This window comes from Sandarakinorhabdus sp. (assembly GCF_051860625.1).
Classification (GTDB): domain Bacteria; phylum Pseudomonadota; class Alphaproteobacteria; order Sphingomonadales; family Sphingomonadaceae; genus Sandarakinorhabdus.
The window spans coordinates 28,898-41,681 of record NZ_JBHYDQ010000002.1 but is presented as its reverse complement, the minus strand read 5'-3'; the positions used below and the strand labels follow the sequence as shown (position 1 = coordinate 41,681).

General features: G+C 65.4%; 14 protein-coding genes and 2 tRNA genes. 4 read left to right on the top strand and 12 right to left on the bottom strand.

Annotation, left to right across the window (positions count from 1 at the left end):
- Positions 1 to 12 precede the first annotated feature (12 nt).
- The 7 genes from gdhA to folK form a co-directional block, all read right to left on the bottom strand.
- Complete coding sequence (gene gdhA, locus ACTIEZ_RS02690) at positions 13 to 1,371, bottom strand: NADP-specific glutamate dehydrogenase (protein ID WP_439545112.1); 1,359 nt, start codon at positions 1,369 to 1,371, stop codon at positions 13 to 15.
- A 120-nt stretch (positions 1,372 to 1,491) separates the two neighbouring features.
- Positions 1,492 to 2,616 (bottom strand): patatin-like phospholipase family protein, encoded by a 1,125-nt coding sequence (locus tag ACTIEZ_RS02685; protein ID WP_439545111.1) that lies wholly within the window; start codon positions 2,614 to 2,616, stop codon positions 1,492 to 1,494.
- A 12-nt stretch (positions 2,617 to 2,628) separates the two neighbouring features.
- Positions 2,629 to 3,483, bottom strand: a complete 855-nt coding sequence (locus ACTIEZ_RS02680) for a metal-dependent hydrolase (RefSeq protein WP_439545110.1) — start codon at positions 3,481 to 3,483, stop codon at positions 2,629 to 2,631.
- Between the two features lie 48 nt (positions 3,484 to 3,531).
- A complete protein-coding gene (locus ACTIEZ_RS02675) occupies positions 3,532 to 3,963 on the bottom strand; it encodes an FKBP-type peptidyl-prolyl cis-trans isomerase (RefSeq protein WP_439545109.1) in 432 nt (143 codons plus the stop codon).
- 33 nt (positions 3,964 to 3,996) lie between these two features.
- Positions 3,997 to 4,785 (bottom strand): dienelactone hydrolase family protein, encoded by a 789-nt coding sequence (locus ACTIEZ_RS02670; protein ID WP_439545108.1) that lies wholly within the window; start codon positions 4,783 to 4,785, stop codon positions 3,997 to 3,999.
- Between the two features lie 302 nt (positions 4,786 to 5,087).
- A tRNA-Lys gene (locus ACTIEZ_RS02665) sits at positions 5,088 to 5,164 on the bottom strand.
- A 20-nt stretch (positions 5,165 to 5,184) separates the two neighbouring features.
- The gene (folK, locus tag ACTIEZ_RS02660) at positions 5,185 to 5,676 is read right to left on the bottom strand and encodes a 2-amino-4-hydroxy-6-hydroxymethyldihydropteridine diphosphokinase (protein WP_439545107.1); all 492 of its coding nucleotides are present in this window, start codon (positions 5,674 to 5,676) and stop codon (positions 5,185 to 5,187) included.
- A gap of 29 nt (positions 5,677 to 5,705) precedes the next feature.
- Here folK and ACTIEZ_RS02655 point away from each other — a divergent pair, with 29 nt between their 5' ends.
- Genes ACTIEZ_RS02655 through ACTIEZ_RS02645 form a run of 3 tightly spaced genes read left to right on the top strand, consistent with a single transcriptional unit; the run spans position 5,706 to position 7,069 of the window.
- Entirely contained in the window at positions 5,706 to 6,359 is a 654-nt protein-coding gene (locus ACTIEZ_RS02655; protein WP_439545106.1) for a uracil-DNA glycosylase, read from the top strand.
- A gap of 15 nt (positions 6,360 to 6,374) precedes the next feature.
- Positions 6,375 to 6,665, top strand: a complete 291-nt coding sequence (locus ACTIEZ_RS02650; protein WP_439545105.1) for an AbrB/MazE/SpoVT family DNA-binding domain-containing protein — start codon at positions 6,375 to 6,377, stop codon at positions 6,663 to 6,665.
- A gap of 11 nt (positions 6,666 to 6,676) precedes the next feature.
- Positions 6,677 to 7,069 (top strand): type II toxin-antitoxin system VapC family toxin, encoded by a 393-nt coding sequence (locus ACTIEZ_RS02645; RefSeq protein WP_439545104.1) that lies wholly within the window; start codon positions 6,677 to 6,679, stop codon positions 7,067 to 7,069.
- 30 nt (positions 7,070 to 7,099) lie between these two features.
- Here ACTIEZ_RS02645 and ACTIEZ_RS02640 read toward each other — a convergent pair whose 3' ends face one another.
- From ACTIEZ_RS02640 to ACTIEZ_RS02620, 5 genes are all read right to left on the bottom strand, one after another.
- Positions 7,100 to 7,966 carry a nitrilase-related carbon-nitrogen hydrolase gene (locus ACTIEZ_RS02640; protein ID WP_439545103.1) on the bottom strand — a complete coding sequence of 289 codons (867 nt, stop codon included), beginning with the start codon at positions 7,964 to 7,966 and terminating at the stop codon, positions 7,100 to 7,102.
- Positions 7,967 to 8,033: 67 nt separating this feature from the next.
- Positions 8,034 to 9,008 carry an agmatine deiminase family protein gene (locus ACTIEZ_RS02635; protein WP_439545102.1) on the bottom strand — a complete coding sequence of 325 codons (975 nt, stop codon included), beginning with the start codon at positions 9,006 to 9,008 and terminating at the stop codon, positions 8,034 to 8,036.
- Positions 9,009 to 10,637 carry a M28 family peptidase gene (locus ACTIEZ_RS02630; RefSeq protein ID WP_439545101.1) on the bottom strand — a complete coding sequence of 543 codons (1,629 nt, stop codon included), beginning with the start codon at positions 10,635 to 10,637 and terminating at the stop codon, positions 9,009 to 9,011.
- 56 nt (positions 10,638 to 10,693) lie between these two features.
- Complete coding sequence (locus ACTIEZ_RS02625) at positions 10,694 to 11,395, bottom strand: RlmE family RNA methyltransferase (protein ID WP_439545100.1); 702 nt, start codon at positions 11,393 to 11,395, stop codon at positions 10,694 to 10,696.
- On the bottom strand, positions 11,392 to 12,516 hold the full coding sequence (locus ACTIEZ_RS02620) for a Ppx/GppA phosphatase family protein (RefSeq protein ID WP_439545099.1): 1,125 nt from the start codon (positions 12,514 to 12,516) through the stop codon (positions 11,392 to 11,394). Before ACTIEZ_RS02620 ends, ACTIEZ_RS02625 begins: the two co-directional genes overlap by 4 nt.
- A gap of 167 nt (positions 12,517 to 12,683) precedes the next feature.
- Between ACTIEZ_RS02620 and ACTIEZ_RS02615 the strand changes: the two genes are divergently transcribed.
- Positions 12,684 to 12,757: transfer RNA gene (locus ACTIEZ_RS02615), tRNA-Gln, on the top strand.
- The last annotated feature ends 27 nt before the right edge of the window (positions 12,758 to 12,784 follow it).

The window sequence follows — 12,784 nt, the reverse complement described above, 5'->3', positions numbered from 1 at the left end:
CCGGCTGCCGCCTTACACCACCCCGAAGGCCAGCATGGCATCGGCGACCTTCTTGAAGCCCGCGATATTGGCGCCCTTCACATAATCGACATGGCCATCGCCGCTGGCGCCATATTCCAGGCAGCGTTCGTGGATGCCGGCCATGATGTCCTTCAGCAAACCTTGCAGATCATCTTCCTTCCAGCTCATCCGCGCCGAATTCTGGCTCATTTCGAGGCCGGACACGGCGACGCCGCCGGCGTTGGAGGCCTTGCCGGGCGCATAGAGGATCTTGGCGGCCTTGAAGGCATGCACGCCATCCAGATCGGTCGGCATGTTGGCGCCTTCCGATACAGCGATGCAGCCATTGCTCAACAGCAATTTGGCCTCTTCACCGTTCAGCTCGTTCTGGGTGGCACAGGGCAGCGCCAGATCGCATGGCACGCCCCAGGGCCGCGCGCCGCCGCCATGGAAGGTGCTGCCCTTGAACTCGGCCGCATAATCCGAAATGCGGCCACGACGATGGGTCTTGTGCGTTTTCACCCAGTCGATCTTTTCCTGGCTGAAGCCTTCGGGATCGTGAACGAAGCCTTCCGAATCCGACAGGGTCAGCACCTTGCCGCCCAGTTGCACGATCTTCTCGGCCGCATGGGTGGCGACATTGCCCGAGCCCGAGATCACCGCCGTCTTGCCTTCCACGTCCAGCCCGCGCGTCTTCAGCATGTTTTGAAGGAAATACACCGCGCCATAACCGGTGGCTTCGGTACGGATCAGGCTGCCCCCCCATTCCAGCCCCTTGCCGGTCAGCACGCCGGTGAAGTTGTTGGTGATGCGCTTGTACTGGCCGAACATGTAACCGATCTCACGGCCGCCCACGCCAATGTCACCGGCCGGCACATCGATGTCGGCACCGATGTGGCGATAGAGTTCGGTCATGAAGCTCTGGCAGAAGCGCATGATTTCATTCACGCTCTTGCCCTTGGGATTGAAATTGCTGCCGCCCTTGCCGCCGCCCATCGGCAGGCCGGTCAGTGCGTTCTTGAAGGTCTGTTCAAAGGCCAGGAACTTCAGCACGCTCTCGGTAACCGATGGGTGGAACCGCAGCCCGCCCTTGTAGGGGCCGATGGCATTGTTGTTCTGCACCCGCCAGCCGCGCTGCACGCGAATATTGCCCTGATCATCCTGCCAGCACACCCGGAAACTGATGACCCGATCCGGCTCGGCGATGCGGCGCAGGATCTGCGCTTCATGATATTTGACCTTGTCGGCCATGAAACCGAAAATATCCTCGGCGACTTCGGTAACGGCCTGCACGAATTCCGGCTGCCCCGGATTGCGCCGCTTCACCCCCGCGATGAAGCCTTCCAGATCGACATGTTCGGACACAGCCATGGTCACCCCCCATATTGCGATAATATTACCGCTCAAGCTACCGCCGGCCAAGCACCCCTGGTGGCCAGACTCGGGGCAGTGTATCAGAAAGGCACAGGCGCAAAAGCCGAATTAACCAGTTTATTTCCTTTCGTTTGCAGTCGCGTCGAAGCTCCAGACGCCAGGACCATCCGGCAAGCCGGCCCAGCCATGGCGCTCCAGCATGATTGCCACGTCCTCTTCGCCGCGGCGCCAGTTCAGCGCCATCGTGGCACGGCTGAACTCACGGCCCTTGGCGGCACCCTGCCACGGCTGATCGCGATAAATGAGCTGCGCCACCACGGCCCGGCGGCCACGCGCCGCCCTGTCGAGCAATTGGGCTTCCGCGCTGTCGCGCAGCTCCGCCGGCAGCCGGGCCGCCAGCCGCGCCCAGGCCTCGCGCGGGCCGTTCAGGCGCGCCTGGGCATCGGTGGTGAAGCGCGTGCGGCTGGAAAAGCGGATGTCGGCGGTACGCTCTTCCACCTCACTCAGGCTGCCTGGCAGGCTGCCACGCGCCGGAAACAGATCGACCTGGAAGATCGCCAGATCGCCGCCTTCATCATCATCGAGCACATGATCGAGCGGCGTGTTCGACACCAACCCGCCGTCCCACCACCATTGGCCGTCGATCTCCACCGGCGGCAGGCCCGGCGGAAGCGCGCCCGATGCCATGATATGCCGTACATCCAGCCGTTCATGTTCGGTGGAAAAATAACGGAAATTGCCGGTCTCGACATTGACCGCGCCCACCGCCAGCCGCACTTCGCCGCTGTTGAGCAAATCCCAATCGACCAGATCGTTCAACGTGTCGCGCAGCGGCGCCGTGTCATACAGATGGTTCTGCCCCGGCCACCACGCCGGCCACCACGGGAAGCGCGGCTGGAAAAAGCCCGGCGCGCCGACCAGCACCGTGGTCGCCGCCGACATCTGGTGACGCAGGCTTTCCGCCCAGTTGCTCCCTTTCTCGTTGATGCCGCCAAGCCAGGCCAGTGCCGGGCTGCTGGTCACCAATTCCCAGAATTGGGTCAGGCGCTCGCGCCGCCGCTCCGGGGGATTGCCGGCGATGATGGCGCCATTGATCGCACCGATCGAAATGCCCGCCACAGCCTGCGGACAATAACCGGCGGCATCCAACGCCGCAAACACGCCGGCCTGATAACTGCCGAGCGCACCGCCCCCCTGCAGCACCAGCACACGTTCACCGGGCAGGGCCGGAATGCTCGCCATCGCCGTTCGCCGTCAGGCCGCAGCAGCGACCGGTGCCGGCACCAGCGCCGCTTCATGCGCCGCAATCAACGCACGATCATCATGATCCCAGGGGTGAAAGCCCGGCCGGAAATAGGCCAGCCAGGGCAGCGCCACCTGCCGCAACACGCCCGGCGTGCCGACCAGATACCACCACAGCCGCACCTGCGCCCGCCAGCCGGTGATGCCATCCTGCGCCAGCAGCGCCAGCGCATCGGCCACCCGGTTCCTGATGAAATTGCGCGACACCCGGCCAAACACCAAAGACCGGATCGCCCAGCGCTTCATCGGCTTCAGGCTGCCGGTGATGTGCATATAGGTGTCGAACGCCACGCCCTTGTGCTCGATTTCCTCGATCGCATGCCACACCCACATCGCCGACGTTTCGGGGCTGGCGCCGGCAAATTGCCGGGCATCGCGGGCCAGCATGGCGTGGGCGAAAATGGCGGTGAAATGCTCCAGGCTCACCGTCACCAGCAACTGCGCGACGGGATGGGTGGTGCGCGCCTGCACCAGACTGTCGGCAATGCGCTGCTCGATGGCGCTGGTGTCATAGCCGGCGCCACCCACCTGGCGGTTGAAGGCAACATGTTCCCGCGTGTGGTGCGCTTCCTGTTTCACGAACGCATCGATCTGCGCGGCAAGCGCCGCCGGCACCTGATCGCGGAACCGCCGCACCGTCTCGATGAAAAACGCCTCACCCATCGGAAAGCTGGCCGACAGCGCATTGTGCCAGGCCGTCGCCACCGGATCACCGCCCAGCCACCAGCGCGCATGGGTGGTGGTCCGGCCAAAGCGCAGGTTGCGGGGCTGAATGGCCAGATCGGTGGGGGCGGCAGTCGGCATCATGGGTTCCTCTTGGCTGCACTCAATTGCGGCAGTGCAGCAAAGTCAAGCTCAACGCACCGCCAGCAGTTCGACTTCGAAGATCAGCGTGCTGTTCGGCGGGATGACATCGCCGCCGCCAGCCTCACCATAGCCGGCCTGCGGCGGCACGATCAGCGTGCGCGTACCGCCGGCCTTCATGCCGGCCACACCTTCATCCCAGCCCAGGATCACCTCGCCCATGCCGACCGTGAAGATGAACGGTTGGCCGCCATCGCGCGAGCTGTCGAACTTCTTGCCCTTCATGCCATCGATATACAGCCAGCCGGTATAGTGCACCGCCACCATCCGGCCGGGTTCGGCCATCTCACCGGTGCCGGGTTTGGTGTCGGTGATGCGGGTGCCGCCGGGCAGCACGGCGGTTGTGGGCGCCTGCGCGACCACCGGGCTGGCAACAGACGTGGCAATGGCGGCAAGCAACAGACAAGCGGTAACGGTTTTCATCGGTGTTCCTTTGGCGTGCAGGCCTCCCTGCCGTCAGAGCGCCAGCGGTTCAAGCCCCAGGCGGTGCCGCAGGAACGCGATCACACGGCGTTCGGCATCCTTGCCAGGGCCAGCGTCGGGCAGATGCACCGTCAATACACTGTGCGGCGGCAGGCCGGTGCCGGGGCGGGCATGCGCGTCTTCCAGCTCGATCGTCTCCACCCGGCCGGGAAATTCGCGCTCCAACCGGCGAAATCGGGCATCGGGCACCAATTTGTCGGACTTGTAGCGCAGCGCGAGCAGCGACAGATCCTCGTCGGCAAAGCGCTGCCGCGCGCAGGCGATTTCGGCGGCGCTGCAATCGAGACTTCCGGTGCTGGCACCCTTGATCGGCAGGCTGGGCTGGCTCAGCACCGGCGCGATCACCGCCGGCTCGGTCATCATCGCCAGCGCGAAACCGCCGGTGAAGCACATGCCGAGCGCGCCGACGCCCGGCCCACCGCATTCGTCGTGCGCCTGCCTGGCCAGCGCCCGCAGCCAATCGACGATTGGCGACGAGCGCCCGGCCTGCCAGGCCGAAAACTCGCGGCGGATGCAGATGTTGAGGAACAATTGCACAGCGGCCGCGCCCTTGCTGGGCGTGCCGCCGGGCGTGCCGAACAGGCTGGGGCACCAGACGCTCATGCCGCTCTGGGCAAGCCGGTCGGCGAAGTCGATGACCTGGGTGTGGAGGCCGGGGACCTCGTGAATGACGATGACGGCCGGGCCAGAGCCGCGGCGATAGACCGGGCGGGTGTAGGGGCCGGCGGTGAAGTTGGTGAGGCTGTAGTCGGGGAGTGGCATGGCGATCATGGTGCGGCGGGGTTGCGTTCGATGCAAGGACAAGCCGCTCCCCTCCCGCTTGCGGGAGGGGCCGGGGGTGGTCGGGCCTGAATCTAGCCCTGACGGCGCGGCCGGCGGCAAAGCCGCCGAGTCCGCTGGCGCGCCAAAACGAGAAGGGAAAGTAGAAAGAGCGTGGCGATGCCACGCCGTCGAAGCTGTTCTGCCGGGCTGATGCCCGCCAGCCAGCCCGGCCGGCCCCCGTGTGACTCTGGGCGCGAGTCGGGTGCCAAGGCTTCGCCTTGCCACCACGCCGCGCAGCGGCGTGGTGGGTCCTTCGGGACTTGAACCCGAAACCTACCGCTTAAAAGGCGGGCGCTCTGACCGATTGAGCTAAGGACCCATGCCGCACAACACGCGCCATCAAGCGCGGGGCCGCCCTTTAGGGCGAAGCAGCCGCGCGCGCAACTGTCTTGCGGTCAACTGCGGCACCGCGCACGTCATCGGATGCCGCCAATCGGGCGCCACCGCCACCAAAGGATCGAGCACGAACCGCCGCCGGGTCAGCTCCGGATGGGGCACGATCAGGTGCCGGGTTTTCACCACTTGCTGTCCGGCGGCAATGATATCCAGATCCAGCACCCGATTGCCCCAGCGCTGCCCCGGCCGGCGCCCGAAGTGCCGCTCCATCGCCTTCAACACATCCAACAGATCCGGCAGTGAACCCGTCCACTCCAGCGCAACCACCGCATTGGCATAGCGGCGCGTGCCCGGCCCCAGCGGATCGGTGGCGATGATCGGCGAGACCCGCACCACCCCCGGCAAGGCCGCGATCGCCGCGCGCACCACGCCGGCCGGGCGCCCGAAACGCCCGTGGCAACGGTTGGACCCGATGGCGACATGCACGATTGCCATATTGGCCCCAGCCCCTACAGCCTGAAACCATGACTGACGAGAGAATTGGCGAGACCCCGCACCCCGGCACCCCACCCATCGATTGCCCGCTCTGCCCGCGGCTGGTCGCCTATCGCGCCGACCAACGCGCGCGCCACACCACATGGTGGAACGCGCCGGTGCCACCGTTGGGCGATGCCGGTGCCCGCATGGCCATCGTCGGCCTGGCGCCGGGCCTGAAAGGCGCCAACCGCACCGGCAAGCCGTTCCATGGCGATGATGCCGGCAAATATCTGTTCGCGGCGCTGGCCGAACTCGGCCTGGCCAGCGAAACCCCCGACGTCTGGCACGCGCCAGATGTGTTCATCACCAACGCGGTGGCCTGCGCACCGCCCGGCAACCTGCCCGAAACCGCCGAAAAACACGCCTGTCGGCCCTTTCTCGCGGCCCAACTCGCCGCCCTGCCCGCCCTGCGCGTCGTGGTGGCGCTGGGCGAAACCGCCCACCAGGCCAGCATCAAGGCCATCGGCGGCAAGCTGCCAAAATATCGCTTCGGCCACGGCGCGACTCATATGCTGCCATCGGGCGTGACGCTGGTCGATTGCTACCACCCCAGTCGCCTCAATTTCAACACCGGCACCATCACGCCGGAAATGCTGCGCGATGTGCTGGCGGTGGCCAACCTTGTCAGCATGGCCGAGTAAGCCTATCTTACCGTTATGGATGCGATTGCGACACTTTCGTCAAAAGGCCAGTTGGTCCTGCCGAAATCCGTTCGCGATCGGCACGGCTGGAAAGTTGGCGACCGCTTTCAGGTGATTGAAACGGCGGGCGCCTTGGTGCTGCGTGCAATACCGGCTGCCACGTCAGGGCCATCGGCCAACATGATCTTTGCCGAAATTGACGCGATCGTGGCTGCGGCCCAGCCGTTCGAAACGGCTGATGCCGATGCAATGGCGACAGCAGCAGAAGTGCTTGCTTCGCTTGATGCTGCCACCCGCAGCCGCTGACGTCGCCAGCCGTGCTGCGCGCCCTGGACAGCAATATCATCCTGCGGGCGGTGCTGAATGATGACCCGCGCCAATCACCGCGCGCCCGCAGCATATTGGCGGACCAGGCGCTGTTGCTGACGACAGTAGCCCTGGAGAGCTTCTGGGTTCTCACCGTGCCGAAGCGAATTTCCCAGGCAGATGCAGCGAATATCCTGACCAAACTCATCCAGATGCCCAACATGATCGTCCCCGACCGGGATGCCCTGCAGTTCGCGCTCACCAAGGCCGCCGAAGGCGCCGACTTTGCCGATATGCTGCACCTCGCGCTGTCCGGCGGGGCGGATGTCTTCACAACCTTCGATCAGGGAATAGCGCCGTTTGCCGACGGCGCCCCGGTTCCGGTGGAATTGCTTCAGGGCTGAACCCGCGGCTGGCACAGTACGCACGTCGCATCAGATATCCTGCGCCAGCCGCGCATAAAGCTCCGGCCGGCGATCGCGGAAGAAGCCGAACGCCGCGCGGTGGCGGGCCGCCATGTCGAGATCGAACGTCGCCATCACCGTGCCCGGCGTCGCATCGTCCAGATCGTGCACGATATCGCCGCGCTGATCGCACGCGAAGCTGGTGCCGTAAAATGTCTGCGCGTGCGGCGTGTCGGCATCTTCCGTGCCGATGCGGTTGCAGGCCAGCACGGGCACGACGTTCGACACCGCATGGCCCACCATCGCCCGGCGCCACAGCCGGCGCGTATCCAGCGACGGATCGTGCGGTTCGGTGCCGATGGCGGTGGGATACATCAAGACTTCGGCACCCATCAGCATCATGGCGCGCGCGGTTTCGGGATACCATTGGTCCCAGCAGATGCCGACACCGATCACGCCATGTTTCGTCGGCCACACCTTGAAGCCGGTGTTGCCAGGCCGGAAATAGAATTTCTCCTCATAGCCCGGCCCGTCGGGAATATGGCTCTTGCGATAGACGCCCATGATGTTGCCGCCATCATCGATCATCGCCAGGCTGTTGTAATGGTGCGGGCCGTCCTTTTCGAAGAAGGAGCAGGGAATGTAGGTGCGCGTTTCCAGCGCCACTTCGCACATCGCCGCCACGGACGGATGCTGGCCGACCGGCAAAGCATTGACGAACAGCCCTTCGTCCTCATGCCGGCAGAAATAATGGCCTTCGAACAATTCCGGCGGCAGCACGACCTGCGCGCCGGCCGCGGCCGCTTCCCGGGCAGCAGCGGCGGTCATGGCGATATCGGCGTCGCGATTGCCGGAAAAGGCCAGCTGCAGGCCGGCGACGGTGATGCTACGGGTCATGCCGCCCATGTAGTGCGCGAATGTGGCGTGGGGAAGACGCCTTGCCCTTGTGCTCGTTCGAGAGGGGCTACTTGGGCTGCTGCTGCGTGATGCAATGGAAGCTGCCGCCGCCTGTCAGGATATGATCCGCCCGCATGCCCAGCACCTCACGGTCCGGAAACAGCGCCGCAATCGCCCGCACCGCATCCGCGTCGCTGGCCGTGCCATAAAGCGGGACCACCACCACGGCATTGGCGATATAGAAATTCATGTGGCTGGCCGGCACGATGCGGCCATCCACCTCGACCCGGCCCGGTGACGGGATCGGCACGACCTCCAGGCCAAAATCCCGCGCCCGCTCGGCGGCGTCATCATAGACATCCTTGTTGGGATCATCACGGCCGGCTGCCACCGGCAGCGCCAGCCGCCCCGGCCCGACAAACCGCGCCAGATTGTCGACATGCCCGTCGGTATGATCGTTCAGCAGCCCCTCGCCCAGCCACAACACGCGATCCAGCCCGAGATCGCGGCGCAAATGGCTTTCCACCTCCACCCGGTCCATCTTGGGGTTGCGGTTGGGGTTGAGCAGGCATTGCTCGGTGGTCACCACCAGCCCGGTGCCATCCACATCGATGGCGCCGCCTTCCAGCACCCAGCTATGCCGCGCCAGCGGCAGGCCGCACTGGCCAGCGACGAACGCCGCCACACCATCGTCGCCAGGCAGATCATATTTGCCGCCCCAGCCATTGAATCGAAACCCTGCTGCGGCCGCACCGAACGGCGATTGCAGGAACAACGGCCCGGTATCGCGCAGCCAGATATCGCCAAAGCCATAATCGTGCAGGCGCACATCTGCATCGCCCAGCAAGGCCCGCGCCGCCGCCGCGGCATCGGCATTGGCAACCAGCAACTCCACCCGCTCACCGCGCGCGACCGCACGGATCATGGCGGCGACTTCTTCCTGCGCCGCCGTCAGATCATCTTCCCAAAGCTCAGGGTGCGACGGGAATGCCGTCCAGGTGGCAGCGTGCGGGGCCCATTCGGCGGGCTGGCGGGCGGTCATTCATTCCACTCCTGCGCGACTGCGGTCGCGAATGCTGCGAAATTCGCTGTCGGGCAACCAGTTCGGCCAATCGGTGCCATTGGCCAGATTGCGGCCAAGCTCGGCAAACAGCGACAGATCCTGCATCACCCCCGACCAGTCCCAGTTGGGATCATATTCATCGGCCGGCTGGTGATAACGATGATCGATATAATCGTTGGCGGCAGCATCAGCCGCACCCGCTGGCTTGCCGACCAGTTCACCGCCGCTGATCGCCATCAGCATCGGCACGCCCAGCTTGGCCAGGCTGAAATTGTCGGACCGGAAATAGCGGCCCTTTTCCGGTGACGCTTCTGGCACCAGCTTGCGCCCCTGCGCAGCGGCCAGTTTGGCGGCCATCGCCTCCAGTTCCGACTGCCCAGCCCCATAGATGGTAAAGCCATCATGGGCCCCGTTCATGTTGACGATGTCCATGTTGACGCCGCCCACCGTCTTGCCCAGCGGAAACAAGGGGTTCTCGGCGAAATAACGTGACCCGAGCAGCCCGGCCTCTTCGGCGGTCACCGCCAGGAACACCGTTGACCGCTCGGTCCGCGGTGCCTTGGCAAAGGCATTGGCCAGCGCCAGCACGCCCGCCGTGCCCGAGGCATTGTCGAGCGCGCCATTGCAGATATCGTCCCCGGTCGCGTCAGCCTTGCAGCGGCCGACATGATCCCAATGCGCCGAAAACAGCACCACTTCGTCCGGCCGCTTGCTCCCCGGCAACATGCCGATGACGTTGTGCGACACCGATCGCACCACCTTGTTGTCGATGGTCAGCGACGCGGTCAGCCTGGTCGGCACCGCCCGGAACCCCGGCTTTTTGGCAGCCGCCTCCAGCGCTGCGAGATCAAGGCCGGCATTGGCCAGCACCCGCCCTGCTGCGGCCTTGCTGATCCAGCCTTCATAGTGCAGCGCCGGTGCCGCCGTCGCGCCCTGATCCAGCCCGATCGACGGCCGGCCGACGCTGGTGCCGATCACGCCCCATGGATAGCCCGCCGGTTCGTCGTCATGAATCACCAGCGCCGCCGCCGCGCCCTGGCGCAGCGCCTCTTCATATTTGTAGGTGTAGCGGCCATAATAGGTGATCGCCCGGCCATCGAACGGGCCGGCGGCCTTGCCGGATGCCGGCGTCTGCCAGTCCGGATCATTGACGAGGGCAATCACCGTCTTGCCGCGCACATCCACCCCGGCATAATCATTCCAGCCGCGCTCTGGGGCGACGATGCCATAGCCGACAAACACGATATCTGACGCCTGCACTGACACCTGCGCCTGCGGCCGCTGCGTCTTCACCGCGACATCGCTGTTCATCGCCAGCGTCAGCGGCGCGCTGCCGCCCGCAATGCTGATCTGCGCGACAGGATCGGTGGTGATGGACACCATCGGCACCGGCTGCAGCCACTTGCCGTTGTTGCCTGGCGTCAGCCCGATGGCCGCCATGCGCTGCGCCAGATAGGCGATGGTCTTTTCCTCGCCGGCCGTGCCAGGCGCACGGCCCTCAAACGCGTCAGATGACAGGATTTCGACATCGCGCTTCATCTGATCAAGATCGAGTTGCGGTGGTGGCGCTGCTGCGGTCAGCAACAGCAGGATAGGGAGGAATCGCATTGACAATGCTTGCCAGCCCCGGACGTGCGACGCAATGTCCCGATTATTGTGCCCGATTATTGTGGGGGTGTCGAAGCCGCCTTGAAACCTTGGGCCACGACATACCATTCGCTCGATCCCTTGCGACTGGCGGGCGGCTTCACATGCTTCACGGTGGTGAAGTGGCGTTTCAGTTCCGCCGTCAACTGCCCGTCACCGCCGCCAGCCAATACCTTGGCCACAAAACAGCCGCCAGGCCGCAGCAGCCGTGTTGCCATGTCCAGCGCCGCCTCGATCAGGCCCATAGTGCGCAGATGGTCGGTCATCTTGTGGCCGACCGTATTGGCGGCCATGTCGCTCATCACCACGTCCGCCGGGCCGCCCAGCGTGGCGAGGATCAGCGCCTCGCTGTCATCATCGGTGATGTCCTTCTGGAACAGGTCGACACCGGCGAGCGGATCGATGGCCAGCAGGTCCATGCCCACCACCCGCGCCTTTGGCCGGCGTTCCTTCACCACCTGGCACCAGCCGCCCGGCGCAGCGCCCAGATCGACCACCCGCTCGGCGCCGGCCAGCATGTCGAACTGCGCGTCCAGTTCCTTCAGCTTGAAGGCGGCGCGGCTGCGATAACCCTGTGCCTTGGCGGCCTTCACATAGGGATCGTTCAACTGGCGTTCCAGCCAGCGGTTGGATTGCGGGCTGCGACGGCGCGCGGTCTTCACCCGCACCTTGCCGCCGCGTGACCGGCCGTCACCACCTGCGGGCGTGCTGCCGCTCATTTCGGCATCCAGACGCCATCGCGGGTCATCAAGGTGCGCAAGATGCCTTCGCGAATGCCGCGATCGGCGACCTTCACATCGCCGCCCGGCCAACGCGTGAGGATGGCCTCCAGGATCGCGCATCCGGCCACGATCAGCTCGGCCCGATCCGGGCCCACACAGGCAATGCGCGCCCGGTCCGCAACGCTGCGCAGGCCGATCGATCGGCATAATGTCGCCAGTGCATGTGTGTCCACCGCACAGCCATCCACCCGCCGCCGGTCATAGCCGGGCAGGCCGAGCTGCACGCTGGCCAGCGTCGTGATGGTGCCCGACGTGCCGAGCAACTGCACCTCCCGCACGCCGCGCGCCGCCAGCCGCTCCGCAAAGCCCGCCAACAGCGGCAGGACTTCACCGAGCATGCGTTCATAGCCGGCCAGCCGGTCAACAGCCTCCGGCCATTGCGGCTCGGTCTCGGCGAGGCTGACCACGCCCCAGGGCATCGAAATCCAGTCGAGAATTTCCGGCGGCGCCGTGCTGTCAGCACCGTTCAGGCCCTTGGCGACCTTGCTGTCCACCAGCATCAATTCCGTCGATCCACCGCCGATATCGAACACCAGCGCCGGCGGGCCATCGGGATCGATCAACACATGGCAACCCAGCACGGCCAGCCGCGCCTCCTCGGCCGGGCTGATCACATCCAGCGCGATGCCGGTTTCGGCATAGACGCGCTCCACGAACGCCAGGCCGTTGCTGGCGCGGCGGCAGGCTTCGGTGGCGACATTGCGCGTCAACCGCACATCGCGGCGCGCCAATTTGTCGGCACAGGCCGCCAGCGCCGCCACCGTGCGGTCCATCGCGGCATCCGACAGCCGACCGGCCTCCATCAGCCCCTCGCCCAAGCGCACCACCCGGCTGTAGGCGTCAACCACCGTGAAGCCATCCGGCGACGGCCGCGCAATCAGCAGCCGGCAATTGTTGGTGCCCAGATCGAGCGCGCCATAGGTTCGGCCACGCCTGGCCATGGCGCTGTTGCCGCGGTGGTGCTGTTGCAGGCCGCCGCGCGGCGACGCCGCTGCGCTGCCCGATGGCAGCAGCGGCTGGCCGGGATCGGCCCGGGTAGGATTGGTATGGGCCGGCATCGGCAAGTCCAGTCAGATCATCATTCCTGCCTTGGCCGATTGTCACCGCGCCGCAGCAGAACCTGAAATCAAGCTAATCGCTTCGCAGGCCAAAGGCAAATCGCCCCAGATATGGGCAGGAGTTGACCCGCACAGCGACTGCGGCTAATGCCACCGCCTCAGGCTGATGCCCTGTCGTCTAAAGGTAAGACTCCGGTCTCTGACACCGTTAATCGAGGTTCGAATCCTCGCGGGGCATCCATTTTCCAGCATGCGCGAACTACCCGGC

What these genes read in the sequence shown, in the direction of transcription:
- ACTIEZ_RS02675 (WP_439545109.1), bottom strand. Translation starts at nt 3,963, where the DNA reads ATGAAAACCGTTACCGCTTGTCTGTTGCTTGCCGCCATTGCCACGTCT.
- ACTIEZ_RS02655 (WP_439545106.1), top strand. Translation starts at nt 5,706, where the DNA reads ATGACTGACGAGAGAATTGGCGAGACCCCGCACCCCGGCACCCCACCC.
- ACTIEZ_RS02670 (WP_439545108.1), bottom strand. Translation starts at nt 4,785, where the DNA reads ATGCCACTCCCCGACTACAGCCTCACCAACTTCACCGCCGGCCCCTAC.
- ACTIEZ_RS02620 (WP_439545099.1), bottom strand. Translation starts at nt 12,516, where the DNA reads ATGCCGGCCCATACCAATCCTACCCGGGCCGATCCCGGCCAGCCGCTG.
- ACTIEZ_RS02625 (WP_439545100.1), bottom strand. Translation starts at nt 11,395, where the DNA reads ATGAGCGGCAGCACGCCCGCAGGTGGTGACGGCCGGTCACGCGGCGGC.
- ACTIEZ_RS02680 (WP_439545110.1), bottom strand. Translation starts at nt 3,483, where the DNA reads ATGATGCCGACTGCCGCCCCCACCGATCTGGCCATTCAGCCCCGCAAC.
- ACTIEZ_RS02650 (WP_439545105.1), top strand. Translation starts at nt 6,375, where the DNA reads ATGGATGCGATTGCGACACTTTCGTCAAAAGGCCAGTTGGTCCTGCCG.
- folK (WP_439545107.1), bottom strand. Translation starts at nt 5,676, where the DNA reads ATGGCAATCGTGCATGTCGCCATCGGGTCCAACCGTTGCCACGGGCGT.
- ACTIEZ_RS02685 (WP_439545111.1), bottom strand. Translation starts at nt 2,616, where the DNA reads ATGGCGAGCATTCCGGCCCTGCCCGGTGAACGTGTGCTGGTGCTGCAG.
- gdhA (WP_439545112.1), bottom strand. Translation starts at nt 1,371, where the DNA reads ATGGCTGTGTCCGAACATGTCGATCTGGAAGGCTTCATCGCGGGGGTG.
- ACTIEZ_RS02635 (WP_439545102.1), bottom strand. Translation starts at nt 9,008, where the DNA reads ATGACCGCCCGCCAGCCCGCCGAATGGGCCCCGCACGCTGCCACCTGG.
- ACTIEZ_RS02630 (WP_439545101.1), bottom strand. Translation starts at nt 10,637, where the DNA reads ATGCGATTCCTCCCTATCCTGCTGTTGCTGACCGCAGCAGCGCCACCA.
- ACTIEZ_RS02640 (WP_439545103.1), bottom strand. Translation starts at nt 7,966, where the DNA reads ATGACCCGTAGCATCACCGTCGCCGGCCTGCAGCTGGCCTTTTCCGGC.